This window comes from Paenibacillus sp. EKM212P (assembly GCF_011066115.1).
GTDB classification, from domain to species: Bacteria; Bacillota; Bacilli; order Paenibacillales; family Paenibacillaceae; genus Paenibacillus; species Paenibacillus polymyxa_B.
This window is the reverse complement of sequence record NZ_JAAMNR010000003.1, coordinates 629575-651593: the sequence shown is the minus strand read 5'-3', so window position 1 is coordinate 651593 and position 22019 is coordinate 629575. Positions and strand designations below refer to the sequence as shown.

15 protein-coding genes and 1 pseudogene are annotated in these 22019 nt (G+C 42.3%); 12 read left to right on the top strand and 4 right to left on the bottom strand.

The window, feature by feature from the left end; genetic code table 11:
- Positions 1 to 34: 34 nt before the first annotated feature.
- From G9G54_RS12155 to G9G54_RS12145, 3 genes are read left to right on the top strand one after another with little or no spacing between them, the layout of a single operon-like run.
- Positions 35 to 1261, top strand: a complete 1227-nt coding sequence (locus G9G54_RS12155; protein WP_165178299.1) for a hypothetical protein — start codon at positions 35 to 37, stop codon at positions 1259 to 1261.
- Positions 1248 to 3020: a DEAD/DEAH box helicase gene (locus G9G54_RS12150; protein WP_165178298.1), complete on the top strand. Its 1773-nt coding sequence runs from the start codon at positions 1248 to 1250 to the stop codon at positions 3018 to 3020. Before G9G54_RS12155 ends, G9G54_RS12150 begins: the two co-directional genes overlap by 14 nt.
- A gap of 6 nt (positions 3021 to 3026) precedes the next feature.
- Positions 3027 to 3884, top strand: coding sequence for a protein NO VEIN domain-containing protein (locus tag G9G54_RS12145; protein WP_165178297.1), 858 nt, complete (start codon positions 3027 to 3029; stop codon positions 3882 to 3884).
- A gap of 27 nt (positions 3885 to 3911) precedes the next feature.
- Here G9G54_RS12145 and G9G54_RS12140 read toward each other — a convergent pair whose 3' ends face one another.
- Complete coding sequence (locus G9G54_RS12140) at positions 3912 to 5411, bottom strand: DNA-methyltransferase (RefSeq protein ID WP_165178296.1); 1500 nt, start codon at positions 5409 to 5411, stop codon at positions 3912 to 3914.
- A gap of 612 nt (positions 5412 to 6023) precedes the next feature.
- Between G9G54_RS12140 and G9G54_RS12135 the strand changes: the two are divergent.
- The 6 genes and pseudogenes from G9G54_RS12135 (at position 6024) to G9G54_RS12110 (ending at position 12515) form a co-directional block, all read left to right on the top strand.
- Positions 6024 to 7988: pseudogene (locus G9G54_RS12135) on the top strand (GTP-binding protein).
- Positions 7989 to 8093: 105 nt separating this feature from the next.
- The gene (locus tag G9G54_RS12130) at positions 8094 to 8654 is read left to right on the top strand and encodes a DUF4303 domain-containing protein (protein ID WP_165178295.1); all 561 of its coding nucleotides are present in this window, start codon (positions 8094 to 8096) and stop codon (positions 8652 to 8654) included.
- Between the two features lie 141 nt (positions 8655 to 8795).
- Positions 8796 to 9323 (top strand): hypothetical protein, encoded by a 528-nt coding sequence (locus tag G9G54_RS12125; protein ID WP_053326487.1) that lies wholly within the window; start codon positions 8796 to 8798, stop codon positions 9321 to 9323.
- Between the two features lie 300 nt (positions 9324 to 9623).
- Positions 9624 to 10958, top strand: coding sequence for an SMI1/KNR4 family protein (locus G9G54_RS12120; protein WP_165178294.1), 1335 nt, complete (start codon positions 9624 to 9626; stop codon positions 10956 to 10958).
- 163 nt (positions 10959 to 11121) lie between these two features.
- Positions 11122 to 11724 carry a class I SAM-dependent methyltransferase gene (locus tag G9G54_RS12115; protein WP_165178293.1) on the top strand — a complete coding sequence of 201 codons (603 nt, stop codon included), beginning with the start codon at positions 11122 to 11124 and terminating at the stop codon, positions 11722 to 11724.
- A 254-nt stretch (positions 11725 to 11978) separates the two neighbouring features.
- Positions 11979 to 12515 carry a YceI family protein gene (locus G9G54_RS12110; RefSeq protein ID WP_165178292.1) on the top strand — a complete coding sequence of 179 codons (537 nt, stop codon included), beginning with the start codon at positions 11979 to 11981 and terminating at the stop codon, positions 12513 to 12515.
- A gap of 77 nt (positions 12516 to 12592) precedes the next feature.
- Here the strand turns inward: G9G54_RS12110 and G9G54_RS12105 are convergent, their stop codons facing one another.
- On the bottom strand, positions 12593 to 13270 hold the full coding sequence (locus tag G9G54_RS12105) for a TetR/AcrR family transcriptional regulator (RefSeq protein ID WP_165178291.1): 678 nt from the start codon (positions 13268 to 13270) through the stop codon (positions 12593 to 12595).
- 456 nt (positions 13271 to 13726) lie between these two features.
- On the opposite strand from G9G54_RS12105, the gene G9G54_RS12100 reads away from it, so the two are divergent.
- The 3 genes from G9G54_RS12100 (at position 13727) to G9G54_RS12090 (ending at position 18344) form a co-directional block, all read left to right on the top strand.
- Positions 13727 to 15433, top strand: coding sequence for a CocE/NonD family hydrolase (locus G9G54_RS12100; RefSeq protein WP_165178290.1), 1707 nt, complete (start codon positions 13727 to 13729; stop codon positions 15431 to 15433).
- A gap of 423 nt (positions 15434 to 15856) precedes the next feature.
- Complete coding sequence (locus tag G9G54_RS12095; protein WP_165178352.1) at positions 15857 to 16444, top strand: sensor domain-containing protein; 588 nt, start codon at positions 15857 to 15859, stop codon at positions 16442 to 16444.
- Positions 16445 to 16544: 100 nt separating this feature from the next.
- Positions 16545 to 18344, top strand: coding sequence for a helix-turn-helix transcriptional regulator (locus G9G54_RS12090; protein ID WP_165178289.1), 1800 nt, complete (start codon positions 16545 to 16547; stop codon positions 18342 to 18344).
- Between the two features lie 168 nt (positions 18345 to 18512).
- On the opposite strand, the gene G9G54_RS12085 is transcribed toward G9G54_RS12090, so the two are convergent.
- Together G9G54_RS12085 and G9G54_RS12080 are read right to left on the bottom strand one after the other, a co-directional pair.
- Positions 18513 to 20507 (bottom strand): serine hydrolase, encoded by a 1995-nt coding sequence (locus G9G54_RS12085; protein ID WP_165178287.1) that lies wholly within the window; start codon positions 20505 to 20507, stop codon positions 18513 to 18515.
- A 219-nt stretch (positions 20508 to 20726) separates the two neighbouring features.
- Positions 20727 to 21815: a GntR family transcriptional regulator gene (locus tag G9G54_RS12080; protein WP_165178285.1), complete on the bottom strand. Its 1089-nt coding sequence runs from the start codon at positions 21813 to 21815 to the stop codon at positions 20727 to 20729.
- Positions 21816 to 22019 lie beyond the last annotated feature (204 nt).

Sequence of the window (22019 nt, the reverse complement as noted above, 5' to 3'; positions counted from 1 at the left end):
ATATGGTTGGTCTTTACCTAGGAGAATAACTCACTTGAATGAACTTAGACAGACTGATGACAAGGATAATCCGCAGTTTCAATTGTTTTTTCAAAATAGAAGGCAATTTTTTACCATTTATACAGTGCCGATTGGTCTTCCAAAGTATAGATTAGCGAACGGAAGAACACAGGCTTCACAAGAAAGTTACTTATCTAAGAATCCAGATTTACCCCAGGACTACTTTGAACGCGATGAGGAGAATGTTAGCGTTCAAGAAGTTCAACATACGCTACTGAAAGGGTTATTAGGTTCGGGTGGGAAAAATATTATTAAATTTTTTAAAAACAATAGACAAAATGAACCATTAATATTAACTCATACTGGATTTGTTGTAAATGGTAATCGTCGACTTTGTGCTTTAAGGGAGCTATTGGAGGAAGACGAGGTTAAGTATAGTTATTTTTCTCATATAGATCTAATAATTCTTCCTCCATGTGAAGAAAAGGATATTGATGAACTTGAGGCCCAGTTGCAAGTCGTTACTGATATCAAGGCTGATTATAATTGGATTAGTGAAGCTTGTATGTTACGTAACAGACATATAAAACATAGATATTCACTTGAAAGCTTGGCCCAAATTTATGATAAAACAGTCCCTCAAATTGAGGACATCCTGGACACGTTGCATCATGTAGACATGTACCTTGACAGCCAAAATAAATCAAAAAGATATGAAGAAGTAGTAAAACAAGAATATGCATTTAAACAACTGAAAAAGGCTAGAAAAAAAATAAAAAACGACGCTAAAAGGACTATTTTTACCACGATAGCTTATACAATGCTGTCTGCTCCTCCAGAAACAGGACGACTTTGGGATTCTATTCCGGAAGCTGAAGAGAATCTAGAGAAAATAATAGCAAATTTACAAGACGAACTCGAAATTGATGTTGAGCTAAAAGGTGACGACAGTTACTCACTCTTGGATGATGAAGAAGACGAGTTGGAATCACTGATAGTTTCAGTAAGTGAATCAAGGAACAAAGAAAGAATCCTAGAAGTAGTTGATGATGTTATTCGTGAGCAACGTGAGATAGAGAGAGAATCACGAAATAAGAAATACGTTTTGATCCAAGTTAATAAAGCGAATACTTTTTTAAAAAATGCTATTAATGGAGTAAGTAGAGATACTGAGAGTTCAGGTATAGATCAACAGCTTGATGAGATTCTAATTTCGGTTTCAAAACTGAGGGAGTTGCTGAGAAAAAATGTTACACATTGATTATCTAGATCAACCACATAGTGCCTACTTGAAACTGGATGAAGAATCCTTAGCTTGGGGAGAAATAAGAAGGGCTTGTCAAGAAAAAGGTGAGACTACCAATGTCAGTGAACAAAGCCTTTCTATGCCGTGGTGGGTGTTTCTTTCTGCAAGGAAATCACTAAAAATTGTGGCTGTAAAGTATCATTTGAAAATAGAATTTTCTTTTAAAGTGCAAGAGTTACTTAGAGCGGCTAATCAAAAGCGAGCTCAATTTAAGGAAATTGAAAAAGTAGAGCCTGTTGGAGAAGAAGAATTAGTTGAGAAATTAATAGAGGTCGGTTTTAGCAGAACTTTAACGGAACATCAATTAAGGAATGTTGCAAAATTAGCATCTTTGTCTGCAGGGGCAACTTTTTCTGTCCCTGGAGCTGGAAAAACAACAGAGGCATTAGCATATTATTATTTCAAAAAGGAAAGTGAACGAACAGTACTTTTTATAGTCGCCCCAAAAAATGCTTTTGCGGCATGGGACGAACAACTTGAAATATGTATGCCCAATGCACAAACATTCGTTAGACTAACTGGGGGAGAGCGTTTAATCCAAGCGGCATTGTTGAAAAATCCTAAACATATCATTATTACTTACCAGCAGTTGCCGCGGGTTATTGATTTAATTTCCGCATACTTAATGGATAAGCATGTAGTTATGTTTCTCGACGAGAGTCATCGTATAAAGAGTGGCGAAGACATCGTGACTGGTAAGGCGGTCCTTTCACTCTCCCATCTACCATCACAAAAGTTGATTATGTCAGGTACACCGATGCCAAACTCGCCGTATGATTTGATTGCACAATTTAATTTTTTGTACCCGGAGATTGAAGTAGATGAAGAAAGTGTTGTTGACACCATTAATCGGATTTACGTCAGAACAACTAAGGCAGAGCTTGGCCTGAGGGAGCCTAAGTATAAAATAGTTGCAATTCCAATGAGCCCTTCTCAAAGGAAGTTATATGATTTACTTCGTTCAGAAGAAGCAAGACAATATGAAAAGCTAAAGGCCAATCAAAGAAATGCATTTAGAACAATGGGCAAGAGTATAATGCGAATGCTTCAACTAACTTCTAATCCAGCATTGATAATAAAAACTTTAAAGAACTCTAACGATTGGATGTCTGATTTTTTGCTCGATGATCAAAGTCCCAAAATTGAATATGTTTGCAATAGAGCTAGGCAACTAGCTCAGCAAGGAAAAAAATGCATTATATGGTCAAGCTTCGTTGAGAATATTGAGCTTTTAAATTTACGTTTAGAGGATTTAGGAGCTAATTATATTCATGGAGGGGTTGATGCAGGAAGTGAGGATGATGATTTATCAAGAGAAGGCAAAATTAAAAGGTTTCTTAATGAGAAAGATGCATTTGTCTTAATTGCTAATCCTGCCGCTGCGAGTGAGGGGATTAGTTTGCATACAGAGTGTCACCATGCTATTTATTTAGATCGGAACTATAATGCCGCTCAATTTTTACAGTCTGTAGATAGAATCCACCGATTAGGTCTATCTGATGATGTTGAAACTGAAGTGGAGATACTTATTTGTCCTGACAGTGTTGATGAATCAGTAAATAGAAGATTGAACATTAAAATAGATAGGATGTCGGAAGTTCTACAAGACAGCTCAATTAAGGTGGAACCGGAGTATGTTAATCCAGAGTTGTTTGAAGAATCAATATCAATGCAAGACATTAATGATTTTGTTCAACATTTGAAGGGATTATAAGCTAATATGTCCGTTTCTGTAGGGGTGCTATATTCAGCATTTAAGTTTTTAGAATTGTTGCACAAAACCGTTAGTACAGAAGAAGATATTAAAAATAGCTTTTCTAAGTTCTACGTTGCTAGTTTAAATAGTGTGTTTGAAGTGTGTAAATTATGTAATTGGATGAAGGTTGAACCAACAGGTAGCCTTGTGGTCACTGAACGAGGATATGAAGTGTTATCAGAAAAAATTCCATATAAATTCTTGCGAATTCAACTGAAACATATGATTTATTTGAACAAGCCAAGTTGGTCAAAAGTATTACATTACGGCCGATTAGAGTCATTTCAATACCTACCGACAGATATAAAACAATGCTTTGAGGAAGCCCAATTAACGGATGGCTATGATTTAGAAACCGTAACTTGGTGGGATACTGTATCAACATTTATAAGAAACGGTAAGGATGAGAGAAAATTATCCATAGGCAGAATGGGGGAGCGTCTATCTCTTAAATATGAAGAGGACAGAGTGGGAGAAACTCCAACTTGGAAATCAATTGAGAGTAACCTGGTTGGCTATGACTTATTGTCATGGCTCGACTCAGATAAAGCTGAAAAACTAAAAATTGAAGTTAAAACAACCACGATCGACGATACAGAAAAGATTACTTTCTACCTTACAAAAAATGAATGGGAAGTAGCAAGTACGTTATCCAATTATGTTTTTCATTTGTGGTCATTATACAATGGAGAAAAATTATATGTTTTCCCCCCTAATTTGATAGAAAATCAAATCCCAATAAACCAGGGGAAAGGATATTGGGAGAATGCAAAAATTGAACTGTCAAGATACGAACTGGGAAAACACAAAAGAAGTGGGTAACTGTTAACCAAGCGTTACCCACTTCTTTTAGTTATCAAAATCAAGAATATCCAAAAAAGCATCTTCTTCTCTAATTATTTGGTTAAGGTAGTTTTTCTTTTCATATTTGATGGCAGGGACTAATCTGTAGTCGTCGCTTTCAATACGAACATTACTAACTAGAGGGGGGATATCTCTATCAAATAGGTCGCTTAATTTTGAAGAATCTACTAATTCCAAAATTTGTCCTGCTGTTATCTCTCGATCCAAATTTTTTGTGTCGCCTTTAGTGTATAAATAATAAGGATTATTAGGGTAATTTTGCAAAATTTCAGGTAAATCGGTTATTGATATTACTTTCGTGGATGTTATCAAGCCATATTTGGTAAACGGAGCTTTACTGGCTTGTTGTTCCAAATGAAGGCTAAAAGTTTCAATAGCTATGTCTTGCTCATTTATAACCATAAAATAATCAACCTTACCAAGCTTATTATCAGGTAATTGAGTATCTAGAGACTCAAAAGCTAGATTTAGGAGTACTGGTTTTATGATTTCTTTTTTATCATATACTAATGGCTTTTCTGACTTAAGAATAGGTCTGAGTCGTTTAATTAAAGCTTTTTGATACTTTAAAACCCGAAGCCGATAAACCGCATTTTTCATTATTTCTTTAAGTTCATTTTGGACATCGTAATAAGCCTGTATATCGGGCCACTTATGTTCTATAAGAGGGATGGTTACTTTTTCGAATACTTTCTTATAATCAGGATTAGTATCGATTCCAAGAAACCGACGCTCTAATTTCATTGCAGTTGCTAATAGCACACCAGTTCCAGCATAAGGATCCAGAACCACATCATTTTTGTCTGACGATAGTAAAATAAGACGGGCCATCATTTCTGGTGGGAAAGGACAAGCATGTCGGAATTCTTCTTCTCCAAAATCTATTTTATTTCCCCAACTGCCCTGTGTTGGAATTGGAAATTCCCATATGTTTTCTGGGACTTTCCCTTCTGGATTATATCTCTCTGGGTAATCAATCCACCACTCCATTAGTTTGTCAACATTCTTTATCCGGTCAATGTGATATTTGTAAGTATCACTTTTAGTGAACATAAGAATGTATTCAAAAACGTTTCTCATTTGGCCTTTTCTGGACCAAGGTAGTGTCTTTCCTTTATCCCAAATAATTGTATCTTGATGGCTCCATCCAATAGACTCCAATTCCTTTGCTATATCATCTGGTAGACGAATCAACTTACCATTTCGCTTCATAGTGTCCACAATGACGAATAAAGTAGCGGAGTCTTTGGATACATCATAGACACCTTGGAAAGTTCTCTTTATATCAGAAAGATATTCATTGTAGGATTGTTTGTAACCCGTTTGTTCTTCCACATCACCATATTTCTTCATATTCCAATATGGTGGAGAGGTAATGATGAGGTCAACGAATGGTTCAGCTCCAGGAAATAATTCATGTATGTTCACAGAGCTTGCTGTTACATAAGAATTTAGTTTATCTAGATGTTGAAGGTTTATTGTCATTTCTTTGCATCCTTCCGTTTAAAGCTACAATGTCTATTATACCAACAAAATCATTGAGGATCTATAGTGCAATATTATAAGAATATGGGTAATGGTCTTTTCCTTGATATTCACTCTTAGAAAATTGAAGATAATTATTTCGAGTATTTTCCCTACTTGTGATAAGGATGATTATTAATAATTCTATAATTTTCCAGACGTATAAGAAGAAGAAGTAATTAAAGAAATTGCTGATTTTCATGGAATAGATCTAAAAACTCTTGAATAGTACACTGGGGGGATGACCCCCAGTGTACTATTATTTTATGTTTTATTAGTTTACCATATCAGCCGATACGGTGAACCGTATCATAAGTAGGGCGAAACTTGAAATTGCGAAATTTATCAGGACTATAAAAAGTGGCAGTCTTCGACTTTTTCGTTGGACTGCCGTCTTTCTTTTACATTACTAATGCAGATTAAAATGGTGTGGATTCGAAAGGGAAGTTTTTTCCTCTATCCTCTGTCTATGAAAAAAGATCCTCTCTCAAAACCAACTCCTACCCACTCTCCCGATTTGTATGCTTTAATAAAATGAGCAGTATTAACAAGAAGCGTTGAAAGTGGGATTCTATGAAGCGACTAACGATTGGCCTGTTCGCCCATGTGGATGCAGGTAAGACAACTTTTGCGGAACAGCTGCTGTACCATACGAACAGTATCCGGTCGCGGGGGCGGGTGGATCATCAGGATGCGTTTCTAGACAGCCACGACATCGAGCGGGCAAGGGGTATTACGGTGTTCGCAGATCAGGCGTTAATAGAATATAAAGGAGACAGCTATTATTTAATAGACACGCCCGGACACGTCGATTTCTCCCCGGAGATGGAGCGGGCGATTCAGGTCATTGATTATGCCATCCTGATTGTAAGCGCAGTTGAAGGTGTCCAGGGTCATACGGAGACGGTCTGGCAGCTGCTGCGCAAGCATCGAATTCCGACGTTCTTCTTTATCAACAAGACGGATCGGATCGGTGCGGATGCAGGCAGAACCGAGGCGGATATCCGTCAGCAGTTGACGGGGGAAGTATGCTGCATTACACAGAGCTTCGCTGACGGCATAGTCGGTGAGCCGCTGCGGGAGGCCATGGCGGAGCGGGACGAAGCGTTGCTGGAAGCATTCCTGGAGGGGAGAGAGGATTCCGGCTTCTGGCTGGAGGCCTTGCAGAGGATGATAGCGGCGGGTCATCTCTTCCCCTGTGCTTACGGCTCTGCGCTTCAGGATACAGGCGTCATTGAATTTCTGGATCAGCTGCATCTGCTGACGACAACCACTTATGACGGGAATGCTTCGTTCCAGGGGCGGGTTTATAAAATTCGGCACGATGCAGGCGGAGCGAGACTCACGTTCATTAAGGCGCTGGGTGGTCGGCTGAAGGTGAGAGAACAGCTTAGTTACGAGAGCGGCGGAGTTCAATATGACGAAAAAATTACGCGGCTCTTCTTGTTTAACGGCCTTAAATCGCAGCCGGTGGAATAAGTGGAAGCTGGCGATTTGTTTGCGGTTGCCGGCTTGTCCGCCGCCGGGGCTGGACAAGGCCTGGGGTCGATATCGGACAAGTTAGCTTACGATTCGGAGCCGACGTTACAATCGAAGGTATTATTCGATAATTTAATACATGTACAGAAGGTGCTCGGTGCTTTTCGCACGCTGGAGGCAGAGGAGCCTTCTCTGAACGTCGTTTGGGATGAGAAATTGCATGAGATTTCTATCCGCGTCATGGGATTGATTCAACTGGAAGTGCTGGATCAGCTTGTTAGAGAGCGGTTTGGCTTTGCTATCTCTTTTGGACAACCGGAAATCTTGTATAAGGAAACGATTCAATCGGCTGTGAAAGGGTACGGCCACTTCGAACCGCTCAGGCATTATGCGGAAGTGCATCTGCTGATTGAACCGGGAGAAAGGGGCAACGGCATCCTGTTCGATAGCAGATGTCATGCCGATGATCTGAATGTCAGCTATCAGAATCTGATTCGGAATCATCTCTATGAACGGGAGCATCACGGACTGCTGACCGGCATGCCGGTCACCGACGTGAACATTACGCTTCTGAGGGGCCGCGCGCATAAAGAACATACCCACGGCGGCGATTTTCGTGAGGCTGCCTTTCGAGCACTACGGCAGGGACTGGAGAAGGCGGACAACGTGCTGCTGGAGCCCTATTACGATTTCAAAATCAAGGTCGCTATCGATGAAATGGGCAGGGTGCTGTCCGATGTTCAGCGTGCTTCAGGTATTTTTAATCCTCCGCAGACAACCGGAACGCAAGCGGTGGTCACGGGCAGGGTGCCCGTGTCGACTTTCATGAACTACAGTGCCGAATTTGCATCCTTTACGCATGGACGAGGCAGTATCCGCTGCGTGTTCAGCGGCTATGATCGCTGCCATAATACGGAGGAAGTCATAGAGCGGATAGGCTACCGCAAAGGGGCAGACCCACTGTATACATCCTCCTCCATCTTTTGCGCCAAGGGGGCGGGTTACTCGGTGCCATGGGATGAGGCGGAAGCCAAGATGCACCTTGAATTAGAACCTTAATCGCCCATATTTCCAGGATTCAGGTAGAAAGTAGGTAGATTTAGGACAAACAATTTTTATAATGGAAATAAGATGTATATTTTATAGGGCTAAGGGGCGAATGTCATGAAACCGACGCAAGGAATAGAGGCGCTGGTGGCAGAAATTGCCGATGTGGCTAGGACATCCTTTCGCACTCTTTTTGAAAATGGCGAACGTTACTATTACTGCACGCTATTTACTACTGGAGAGGGACATGCGCCAAGCATCTCCGCCTGGTCATGGGAGGCCTTGGAGAGGGAAGCGGCCAGGCAAGGAGAAGGAAGTGACATGCCGGGGTCAACGATTGCGGAACTCATCAAATGGTCTTATGCCGATTCACCCTATTGTTGTTACGAGGATGAGGACTTCGATGATGTTAAACAATTATTTATGGAGCGTCCTTCCAGTGCGGAGCTTGAAGCTGATGAATGGAATCGTGAATTTGATTCGAGGCTGAAGGCCATGGAACTGGCGATGAAAATGCTCGATGATGAAGGCGTGTTTGCCTTGAATCAACCGCGAGAGTCTGTATGTGTCCTTGTCGAGATCATGCCGCCAGATGAGATCAATACGGAAATCGCCCTACGTTTGAATCGGGCGGAGTCTCCGGCTATGCGAGCATGGCTGGCGGAAGCGGCGGAGTAAGGGCGTTCGCGTTTCTTGAGGGAGAGTTGTAAAATGCCTAATCATCAAGCGGTTTTTGGCGTGCGTATGTCCCATTCGCACAAGCAGGCAGCCCGCCCCTGGCGTAAACTGAATTATAATCAGTGAGCGAGGTGAACTTCCATGGCACAATCGAAAGAGATGCGTGCACGGGCTAAGAAGTTTCAGGGCCGTCCGGTCTGTGTCACCCTGCACAGCGGAGAGACTTACGTCGGCTACATCACCGACGCTAATTATGGCGGGTTAGTACTTGCCAGCGCCGGAGTCCCCCCACGCGCTTCTTCCGGGAAGCAAGACTCCCGATCTCTCAAACGCAGAGCTGGTGCGCATGCCCCGGGCGTCCGTCTCGGCAACCGGAAAGGCGGCGCGCGTAAGCCGTCTGGCCGTTCGCGCTCCCGCAAGCCGGACGCCAAGGTGTCGGCATTCCTGCCGATGATGGGCTCGCTGTTAGGCGGCCTTGGCGGCTCCACTGCAGGCGCAGGAGGGCTTGGCAGTATGCTCGGCGGCGGCCTGCGGCTGTTCGGCATGATCCAGAAATTTGTCCCGGTCGTGAAGATGGGCTACGGTATGATCAAGTCCATTCGCCCGTTTCTCGGCGCCGTTAAAGGCTTGATGCCCCCGGCCAGTCCAGCCACGCCGGATAACGAATAATCGTATCCCTGTGGACTTTAAGTCCCCTTTGAGTGGTCAAAGGGGGCTAGCTCACACCATCACTTTCTAACAAGAATAAAAATGATCACGGTCTTCGTCATCAAATTTGCCAAGTGTCCGTCTCCTAACAAATTCGTGTTGGCCCCATATGGATTCCTTTACTACACCGATTGTATATTGGTGGATACTTACTTAAAAATACATATCATTTTAAAGAGGTACGACCCATAGAAAAAATAATAAAATTGCTGGATAAGCAAACAAAGGAAACCTGGCTATGGTCAACAGGAGGGTTCAAATATGTGGTTTGGGAAGAAAGAAACGCAACTGGATCGAATAAAAAACAAACTGAGTCAAGCTATGCGCAAAGACGCGGATTTCTCGGTGTTTGGAGCATCCTCACATCAATATAGGGTTAAAGAGAAGCTTACAGCAAAAGAGCTGGCGGACTGGCAAGCCCACAATCAGGTTACACTTCCTGAGCCTTACGCGCTGTTTTTAACGAAAGTCGGCAACGGTGGCGCTGGCCCCTACTATGGAATTTATTCAATTGAAAAGGCAACTTCCTACACCGAGCGCCAGGCACTCCTTGCAAAATCCGTTCTGCATCCCGGGATGGCCAAAGAGGAATGGAACCATCTAATTGAGCCCCTGACCAAGGATGAGGACATTCCCGATGAGGAATACGACGACACCTGTAATAAGGTGTTGGGCGGCATGTTGTGCATAGGCACACAAGGTTGCGAATACGACATGTATCTCGTACTTGAAGGGAAATACAGGGGGAGAATTGTGTACACCTCCGATTTTCATCCCGATCATCCTTTTTTCTTTGTCTATGAAGACAGCTTTCTGGACTGGTACGAGCGTTGGCTGGATGAAATTATTCTGGATTATGATATCGGGTGGTTTGGCAGTCGAATGCCGGGTGATGAGAATGCGCTGATCCAGATTTATCAGAGCGCTCCAAATGAAGAAATCCAAGCCAAAGCGCTTAATGGAATGTTCAAGTTTAAGAAAGTCTCTCAGCCAACCCTTGCTTTTTTGAAAAATATTGCGGAGCAAAGCCCAAAAAATCGGACCACAGCCATTTGGCTAATCTGCAAAACTTCTTTTGACGCGGGTAGAAAATATCTTCTGGAGCTGTTGCAATCGGATGGGCATGAGGATTTTCTGCAAGCTTTACAGATTCTGCATGCTTCCGGTAAAACTGTGAATTTAACAGAATTTATTCCAGTGATCTTGCAAAGGCTTGACAGGATTCACGACCCGGAAACGTTGCGTTATGCAGGGTATATCTTGGAAGATTACGGTGCGATTACTCTCCAGAACTTTGCGCCTTTCTTGTGTCACGCCGACCCGAAAATGCAGACCACTGCCATCTATGCCGCGCGCAGTTGCGAAAACAAGCTGGGAATCTGGCAGATCATTGAACAGATGTTGATGGAGGGCGGCCCGCAGGTTCTGAATAACTTAATTTTATACTGGGGCATTATCCCACATGAGAAGTTGCTGCCTTACTATAAGGCGGTATGGCCGGAATACAAAAGCAATCCGAATTTCAGAGAAAAATTTATCGGTTGTTTGCGAGAACTGCATTTGCCAGATGATTATTTCGACAAAGACGAATCGTAATGAAGGTGTACATGCCCCCCCCAAGGCTGTCTCCTCCATTCATACAGAGGTTTTGTTTTTCCATAAGCATGAATAAGAATGTGGACTAAATGCTAATGCTTGATAGAATATCATTCTATATGGTTGTATTCAGGATTTTATTAAGGCAGATTGGAGAGGTAAAATGGGAAATACGGATAAGTTTGAAATGATAGCTAATGTATATGACACTTCTGAAAGAATTCAGATTGCAAAGGCATCATCTGATGCCATTCGTGAATATGTAGTTGACGCTAACAGTAAGAATGCTATTGATTTTGGGTGTGGAACGGGCCTTATCGGAATGAACTTGTTAAACGATTTTAATTCTATGCTTTTTCTGGATACTTCACAAAACATGATTAATCAAATAAAACAAAAAATTACTGATCTTCATATTCAGAATGCAGATACATTATGCTTTGATTTTGAAAAGGAAGGTCTAACGGATTTGCATGCGGATTATATTTTTATGGCTCAGGTTCTGCTCCATATTCATGATGTTGAATTCGTTTTATCCAGATTATTTGATGTTCTAAATGAAGGAGGACATTTACTAATTGTAGATTTTAATAAAAATGAAAAAGTAGTTTCAGATATAGTTCATAACGGATTTAATCAAGAAGAGCTGGCTGACAGTATGACTAAAATAGGTTATAGAGATATTCAATCCAAAACTTTTTATAATGGAAGTAAAATATTCATGGGGCAAGATGCATCTATGTTTATTCTTGATTCTCGAAAATAAACTTTTAGGCAGAAATCAGCTCTCCTTATAGTCGGGGTTCCAAGGTACAACGAAATAAAAGGCCGCCCCTTATGAGCCCCATGCTTCTTGTATAGTCCGAAATCGGATTTACGAGGAAGCCGAAAAAATGCTAAAACGCTACTGACATCCCGTTGTCAGTAGCGTTTTTGTATATTAGGAGCATGCGAATAGCGCAGTGTTTTGGAGATAGGGCGACCTTTCTCAAAATCTTATCATAGAGGTGGAATTTATTTATGAGCAATATCAATTGGGAAGTTGATCCGGACCACAGTTCCGTCGAGTTTTCGGTGACACATTTAATGATTAATAGAATCAAAGGAGTATTCGAGCATTTCCAAGCGATCTTGAGTTTTGACCCCAATGATTTAACAACCATGGGTATTCAGGCTTCCATAGACGCAAATAGTATCACAACTCGCCAATCGCAACGAGATGAGCACCTGAAGAGCGACGACTTCCTTCATGCAGCCAAGTATCCAACCATTACGTTTCAAAGCACCAGCTGCGTCCTTGCTGGCGAAAGGCAATATGAACTTACAGGCAACCTAACTCTGCATGGAGTAACAAAACCCATCACTTTCCATACCGTTTTTGAAGGACTAAATAAAGACCCTCGCGGCCGGGAACGTGTAGGATTTCATTCAACAGCCAGTATTGAACGCAATGAATTTGGCTTGACATTCAACTCGCATCTGGAAAAAGGCGGGATTGTTGTCGGGAACGAAGTGAGAATCGAACTTTATATCGAGGCAATTAAAATAGTAGATTAGCGGTCCTAAAGGCCATCCTTTTATCGGGATGGTCCTTATTCAAAAACTTGCCGCTATAAGTAGATGCCTTGGCGGCCTCATGTTGAGCCTTCCAAGCTTCCATCCGATTGATCTGGCTTGTAGCATAGCTTGGGGGGGATAGTTTTATCAACCTGCGTTATCCGACAATACATGGCCATTCCTTCTTTGGTTAGATGAGGCAGTATAAGGCTCCATAGGATGGACAAGATGTTTTTGGCATTTGGAAGAAACTTTTGGAGAAGAATTATTTCCTGTGTACCATACATATTTATCGATAGTAAAGAAATAGACAAATCTTCATATTGCCCGGCATATAATTCTTCCTTCATAATTCCTTTATTAACAAACCCCTTAAATATATTGGTAAAAAGCATATAGAAATCATTAACAACCTTAATTTGCATTTTAGCTATCTCCGGATACAACTTAGGCAATTCTGTAAAACTGGAGAAATAAAAGAAATATTTTTTACGGAATGCATTAAGAATTAAAAACTGCTGATTCAGCCCTTCGATAGAAACCTCCGCTGAGAAATTTAAGTTTTGGTATTCTTCATACTGCATTGCCATAACACCAATCATAAGATCATGTTTTTTTTTGAAATAGTATGTCAAATTACCAGGACTTATATTTAACGCATCGGAAATATCCCTCAATGTTACATATGCATATCCTTTTTTATTAAATAATTCAATTGAAGTCTCAAGGATCTTATCCCTTAAATTAATATCCATTTCTATCTCCTTTAGAGCGTTTGTGCTATGCACTTGAAATCAAAAGCATTATATCATAAATTGTTTCTTCAAGCCGAAATAAGTAGCTTGATTAAGAATACGGAAGAATTCGAGAGATAATTTGCGAAAATCTTCAGCCAAGAGTGCCATCCCCAATAAAGACCAGAGTTGAGTTGCTGTATTTGCAGGAATATACTGATTTTAGTACACGTGTACTAAAACTGTTCTGAATAATTATTGAAGGGAGTGAACCCGCTTGCAAGAAATTAGAAAGAGACCTAGGAGATATCCTGTTTGATGTTAATGAAATTAAACAGTTCTATGACGAGGCTTCCAGCAAGGATAAGAGCCTAGAATATATCCAGGGAAAGTTCACAATGCGATTGAACAGGATACAGAAGCACGCTGCTTATTGATTGACTGGTTTGAAGAAAAACTATCAAATGGAGGCAAGCTATGAATCCATTACCTATTGACATAAACGAAAGAAGTAATCACTTTTATGAACTTACTTGGAAAGAAGTACAGATTCCTATGAGAGACGGGAATTATCTCGCCGCAAATCTTTATCAGCCTAATGTGGATGGGAGTTTTCCAGTAATCATGACGATGTGTCCGTATGGAAAGGATCTTCATTTCTCTCAATTTGCTCCTGCTAATCCAACAATCGCAATAGAATATACACACTCGCAGGATAAAGGGCCCTTAATTAGTTGGGAAACACCAAATCCTGAATTTTGGGTGCCGCAAGGCTATACTGTCTTGCGAGTAGATGAACGTGGTATCGGTAATTCTCCAGGAAAGCTGGATATATTATCAAATTCTTTAAAGAAGGATTATTATGATGCAATCGAATGGGCTGGAACGCAACCATGGAGCAATGGAAAGATAGGGCTGCTGGGCATCTCCTATTTGGCTATGAGTCAATGGGCCGTGGCATCCGAACAACCTCCTCATTTATCTTGTATCATACCTTGGGAAGGTACAGTAGATTATTATGCAGAATTCTGTTGTCCGGGCGGAATCCAGGCGAACGGTTTTCTTTCATTCTGGTGGAAGAACGGAGTTTTGGCGCATCAATACAATCCCGATGGAAAATTCTCGGAAGAACAATTGCAAGCCAATCGCATTGATTTCCCGGAGATGGTAAAAAATAATCCATTACGTGATCAATCGTGGACGAATCGATTTTCTGATTTGAGTAAAGTAGAGGTGCCTTTATTATCCGCAAGCAACTGGTTTAGCGCCGGAATGCATACCCGTGGAAATTTCCTGGGTTTTCAGAATGCGGTATCAGAGCACAAGTGGCTTGAAGTACATATCGGGAGCCATGTGGGTGCATTTTACACCGCTCAGGGTCGGGAACTGCAGAAAAAATTTCTGGATTATTGGCTTAAAGGAATCGATACTGGCATAATGAGAGAACCGAAAGTGAAGCTTGCCATTCCTCGCGGAGGCAATAACTACACATGGCGCTACGAGAACGAGTATCCGCTTAAGCGCACCCAATGGACCCGCTTTTACCTTGATGCAAGCTCGAATTTGCTTTCGCAAGAGCCTCCGCAAGCCAAGGCCCAGCTTTGCTATGAAGGCGATAAGGAGTGCGAGTCAAAGCACTGGGCGAAGCCTTTTATGGTGAAAGAATTCTCGAGAGAGGAAAACAATTCAAAGCGTGTTCTGTTTGAAACCGATCCGTTTGATAACGAAACAGAAATTCTCGGGCCTATCAAACTCCGTTTGTGGGCATCGTCAACTACAGATGATATGGACATTTTCGTATCTTTGCGAAATATTGACTCACTAGGCAATGAGGTCGTTAACTCAGGAGCACTAACAGAGAAATTCCCAATTAGCCAGGGCTGGCTGCGCGCTTCCTTACGTAAAACTGATGATGAATTATCTACGGAGTATAAGCCTTATTACACCTTCGATGAGTTTCAAAAGCTGGTTCCAGGAGAAGTCTATTGCTTGGATATTGAGATATGGGATAGTGCAATTGTTGTAGCTAAAGGGAACCGATTGCTCCTGGAAATTGGAAGTCAGAATCAAAGTGGCTGCGCACTGCTGACTCAGACGGGGGATGACAGGGTATGGGATGCAGACATTACTCTATATACAGGGGATGAATTTGATTCTTATTTGTTGCTGCCGATCATACCCTAACTGAGTTCAAGTTGACAGGCTTCCCAACGCCCATGATTTTCAAATACTAAAAGCCAGCCGACTCCAGAACAGCAGCTTCCGATAGTTGGCTGGCTAATTTCATATTTCCATAGTTTGAACACAGGTCCTAAAACAATAAAAAATAAAAAAGTCAAAGAGAGGCTCTAATTTTATTTGAACAAATGCGCTCCCCATGGTTTCGAGCAAAAAATTGTGTTTTTGCTGAAAAAAATACTGTAGTGCTGCTAAAATCAATATTAGCAATGAATCAATTATGTTCAATGGCGAAGAACCAGTTGTTTTTTCTCATTAGGTTTGCAGACCGTTCTTTCGCCTTGTGTCATATGACATTATGGCACTGGTAGATTTGACATCAAGAGCCGTAGGATACGACTACTACTTGTAAAGGATGTGGGCTCTTTGATGACAAGAACCGTCGTCAGCTTTATTCAAAATGGCTATTTCCTACTGCTTACTTTCGCTACCGGATTGTTTTACTTTTGCTTTTATCTGGTCGCTCTTACATTAGGCTTGAGTCTTTCGTTTACCGTCGCGGGCGTTCCTCTGATTACTCGCATTTTGCGAACTACATACGTCTTCCTGCAATTTGAACGCACACAGACCAAGATCTATACGGATATTACCACAGAGCTTTACGTTAGACCAATAAACACCGATGCCTCTATCTGGCTTCAAGCAAGGAAGGAGCTGCTAAATCGGCGCAACTGGATCGCTATCGGCTGGCTGATGCTGAAGCTCCCGGTGGGGATTTTAAGCCTCATTAGTGCGGCCTTGCTTTATATAACTCCACTCGCGATGATTGCGACCCCGCTCCTCTTTCCGTTATTTAATTATTATTTTATGGGTTTTCTTGTAGATACTGTGATAAAATCCATGCTGGTTTCGGCCTCAGGAGTCGTATTCACTATGGTGAGCTATAGGCTTGCGAACAGCTTGACGCGTATGCTAGGCGGCTACACCCGTCTTATGATCAAGAGTGTGAACCGTTAACCGGAATGTCCCGGTCTGGATTTAAAAGTATTGTTGGATGATGTTCTGCTCTATAATAGTTACGTAATGTCATACTGATAGTTCTTAGGGGTTGATGGTTTTGTTCGATATGGTAAAGCAGTGGTTCTGGTACGACTGGTTCATGCTTATGATCCGCCTGATTTGCAGTACTTCTCTCCTGCTCACTATCATAGAGCGGCAAGCTCATTTCACGCTGCCGCTTTGGGTTCTTGTGTTTTGGCAGCTTATTGCTTTTTCCGTTCCCTGGCTGTGCTTGCAGCTCAATTATAGATACTACCTGCTTACCGAGATTGTGATCCCGGGCGGGCTGTGCTTGTATTTAGCTTCATTTTTTCCGGAAGCCTACCTCACATTCCTGTTGTATCCATTTTTAATTGCCGCTAACAGCAAACAAAGAACATATCTTTGGTCAGGTCCTTTATCGGTATTGCTCCTACCCACTATAATTAAGCTGCTTGTAGAGCAGACTGATTTTTGGGTTATGACCATTCAATTCGGGACGGCTTATGCATTCGGATTTTCCTTCCATTTATTGATGGTCAATCATCGTCAAAGCGAAATTATACGCGAGCAAAATGCGGTGCTGGAGCAGTACTTGTCCCAAATCGAGCACATCACGCTGGCCGAAGAGCGGAATCGGCTCTCTAAAGAGCTTCATGATACTGTCGGTCATGCGTACACTTCCCTCATTATGGGGTTGGAAACCTTGCGCCCCGAGCTAGAGACGGATACAGGAACGAAACGGCTCGATTCCCTATTGAACCTGGCCCGGAAGAATATGGAGGAAGTGAGAGGCTATGTGCATCAAATCGAATCTCCGCATGAAGAACTCCCACTGCTTCAGTCTTTGCGGAAGCTGGCAGAGGAGTTTCAGGAGCATGCTAAGGTGTCGGTTCGTTTCCAGGCCTTCGGAGAGGAATACCCTGTAACGAAGCAAGCGAAGATAGCTCTGTATCGCTGCTTGCAAGAATCATTGACGAATGCCGTGCGTCATGGACACTCGACGGAGGTTACGGTTTTGGTGCAATTCGAGCCTCAGCAGACGAGGCTGGAAATTCAAGATAACGGCCGCGGGATGGAACATGGACGGGATGGCTTCGGCTTGAACGCCATGAAAGAGCGAGCGATGAATCTGCAAGGTCATGTTGGCGTCTATACCCAACCGGGCGAAGGCACCCTCGTTACCTGCACCCTGCCACGACAAACGGAGCTTAAGGATGATGTCATCCGTCTGTTGGTCGTCGATGACCAGCCTTTTATCCGTGAAAGTCTGCGGACTCTTCTCGAGGAGCAGCAAGATTTGCAAGTCGTAGGGGTGGCAGAAGATGGCGAGCAAGCCATCGAACTGTGCAGGCAGGTTCAGCCTCAGCTGGTGCTCATGGATTTGGACATGCCGAACCTGGACGGAATCTCCGCATCCCGTACCATAAAACAAACGTGGCCCCACATCCGCATCTTGATTCTCACCACGTTCGAAGATACTGGACAGGCTCTGGAAGCGCTGCGAAGCGGAGCGGACGGATACTTATTGAAGTCGATGAAGCCGGTAGAGCTCGCCGAAACAATACGCACGGTCTATCGCGGAGGCACGCTGATCGATCAGGAGATGTCGCACAAATTGTTTGCACAGCTGGAAGCCGCCAAGAGCGGGGAAGATCCGTCGACAACGCAAGTGGCCGCGACCTATGATTTAACTCCACGGGAGCTTGAAATTTTACAGTCCGTGTCGAAAGGACTGCGATATAAAACCATTGCCTCCAAATTGTATTTATCTGATGGTACGGTTAGAAACTATGCGTCATCGGTCTATCTGAAGCTGGGGGTTCGCAACCGGGAGGAAGCGGTGCAAAAAGCCCGGGAGGCAGGGCTTCTAGAATAAACTTACGGCTCGATGAGGATTTCCGTTGGATATGGAAAAAACTAAAAACAAGCGGCAGCATCAGCAGCCGCTTGTTTCTTATTGTACAAGAAACCCCCAGTTTGATCGGAGGTTCAGGAAACTTATATAAAGTATCATTATGTTACTTTTTCTGGTTAGCCTTTTGAATTAGTGACTGATTGGCAACGTATAGTAATTAAATGCTTGATCTAATAAGGCACTGGCTTCTTGACGCTTCAAAAGCTGTTTGGAGCGGAAGTTTATGGAGCCGTCTGAGTTGATCTTGGTATCCGGGTCCATGATACCTTGGGAAACCAGAGCTGTGACTGCTTTAACTGCCCAAGCATCCGTTTCGCCACTCAATTTAACCTTAATTCTAGGCTCAACCTGTTTCAGGTTCTGGATCATTACCGCCGCCATTTGTCTAGTGATAGGAGAATTAGGCTGATAATTACGTAGTCCGGCCATCATCTGCTTCTTATTCAGTTCAATCATGAAAGGTTGTTTATACCACCCGTGGGCGCGCAGCAGCACTTCTGAGAATTCCCCCTGAGTCATCGTTCCTTTCGGATCAAAGAGGTTGGCTGACTTTCCGCTCATGACTTTCAAAGCATTAAGGTTGTTTATATATGGGATATATTTACTATCCGCAGGTACATCAGAAAATGGTGAATCAATGTTTATTTTTTGCGCATAAGCAACGAGGTCTGGGAGCTGCATGTAATACAAATATGCAATATGGCCTGCTTCATTTTTATTAAACGTCAGTTTATTACCTGATTCATCTTCAAATAATAAAGGGTGGATCATTTTTAGTGTATGTTTGCCTGATGTTCCTGTCTCCATTATTAATTTCCGGTCCGAATACGAAACCTTCGTCCTTAAGGCAGCGATACGCGTGTTTTGGTATAATCCCACGTAGTCTTGGGCCTGCTGTTCACTTATTGTCGCGTAGGTTGACTTTGGAACTTCAGATTTTCTCGGATAATAATGATTCATAAATTCTTCATACACGTCAAGACTCATCATGGAGTCGTTATTGTAGGACATGTACATCGCTGTATTCTTCTCAGGCAGAATAACAATCAAGGAAGAATGCCCTGTAACATTTCCTCCTTTTAGAATCACATGCTGATTATTCATCTTCTCTTTGAAGTAGCCCTCGAATCCAATTGTTGTAACCGGGAACTCCTTGTCGGGGAATAATTGGTATGTGTGCATTTGCTCTATGCTCTTTGGACTCACCACTTCTTTACCTTTGTACTTGCCTTTGTTCAGGTGCATCATGAGGTACTTCGCCATGTCATCTGCTGTTGAAACGATACCGCCTTCAGGTTTTTCCGTTGGTTTAAACCCGTCCAAGGGTATCAGTTCACCTGTTGGTCCATAGTGAGCAGCCATTCTGCTTAACAATTGGGGGGTAAACCGCACACTCGTCGAAGTCATGCCTAACGGTTTGAAAATATTCTCTTCCATATATCGGGAATATGACATGCCCGATACGTTTGCTACTGCATATCCCGCTAGCATGAAACCAAAATTGTCATAAGTGTACGCTTCTCCTGGAGGCCTGACAACAGTTGGCATATTTGATGCAATGTACTTCTTCATTGGAAAATATTTGTCCGCGTATTCTGGATGCATTTCCATGAGAATATCTGGTTCATCAAATCCACTTGAATATGTAAGTAGATCAAACATCGTCAGTTTTTTTCCTGTTTTATTCGGAACCTTTATTCCTCCTAAATACTCTTGGATATCGTGTTTTAAGTCCATTTTCCCCTTATTGACCAACTGCATAGCTGCCAATGCAGTGAATGACTTTGTAACAGAGCCAATTTGAAAAACGGTATTTTTATCAACAGGAATTTTTTTGCCCTTGTCGGCATAACCGTAACCTTTGCTTAGCATCACTTTCCCACCTGCGACGACCACAAAATTAGAACCAACTGTATTAAACTTCTTCATCTTGTCCGCAAAAACACCATCTGCAAAAGCTTCTAGTTCCTTGGGATCTCGCGGTCCCTCCAAGCTAGCCTTTTCAGATGCAACTGGTACGTTTACGGGTGCGGCAACTGACGCGCCGTTGGGTGCCATACATGCGGTAGTTATCGTAGTAGATAATAGTAGAACCGCGAGAATGGTGTAAATCATTTTTTCCATGAATGGTTTCTCCTTGAAATGTATTTTTGCCTTATAGCGTCTGGCAAAACCAAGTATGGCAAAGGACTTGTCATACCAACAAGTTACATTTCATCATCCACCATTACCAAGTCACTCCAAAGTGTCATATGACAATTAGGCACTAGGTGCCTAGTGTTCCATGGTAATATCGTTTTTGGGTGTATCCATTTGATTGTTCACAATGAATGTTGGACCCCTTCACTTCAGTTTTTTCTTTACCGTCTCCCCTTCAATCAACACGGGCTGATAATAGGTTTGGTTGCGTAGATCCTTCTTTCCTTGCAGTTTCTTAATAACCCAATCGGCGGCATCACGTCCCATTTGTTCCTGTGGGTGTGTTAATGTCGTGAGTTTGATGTTTGCATTCTTGGAAATATAGGAATTATCTTGACCAATAATGGATAAGTCTTCGGGAACAGATATACCAAGTTGTCTGCATACATGTACAACTTCTAATCCTACCTCGTCGTTATAGCAGACAATTGCGGTTAACCCGTCTCTTTGTTCGGTTAGGAATTTTTTTAAGTTGGTGGACAGGTCCTGCTTCGTCTCTGTATAGAATGAGAGCACCTGCTCGGGGTGAAACCGTAATTTGGCTTCTCCAAGCGCCTTGATATAGCCCTTCATTCGATGCTTTCCTTGTAAATCATCCATTTTGGCAATGATACCAATGTGTGTGTGTCCGTTAGCAATCAATTCTTTTGTTGCCAGATAGCTGGATTGTACGTCATCGAGACAAAAGAAGGGAACTTCCAACTCTTCATAATAAGCATTAATCATGATGAACGGAACATCCTGCTCCTTGAACGTCAGATAGTAAGAGATATTGGGATTATATAGATTGCTCTTCGTAGGCTCAATGATCAAGCCATCCACACCAAAGGACAACATCATCTCTAAAGCTTTCTTTTCCTGTGCGACATCATTATTTGTACTAGCTAATAGCAATGAATAATTATCTTCATTCAATCTGGCTTCAATCCCGCGAATAATAGAAGGGAAGATGTAATCGGAAATGTAGGTTGTGATGACTCCGATGGTTTTATTACTGGAATTCCCGCCGGTTTTTGATCGGAATTGGTTGCTGACATAGGTGCCAGATCCTTTTTCACTTCTTAAAAAACCCTCGTTGGATAGTTCTAAAATTGCCTTTCGTACCGTCTGGCGACTAACTTTATACATATCCTGCAAAGCCGATTCCGTTGGAATTTGTTCTCCTACGCTGTATGCTCCTGATAGAATGTTGCTCTTTATATCCTCAAGGATGACCTGATACTTTGGTTTCACTTTATTCCTTCTTTCCTGGTTGTCCTAATACTAATTTACCTACCCATAATATTTGTGTGTACATATTTTAGCATAATTATGAACTTATTATAATCCAAAGCCTAACATGCGTTAATACTAACGCGAAAATAGAGAAACACTCGGTTCATAAGAATATTTGTAGGTATAACTATGTATTCTTGTTGACAAATGTACGAACAAAAA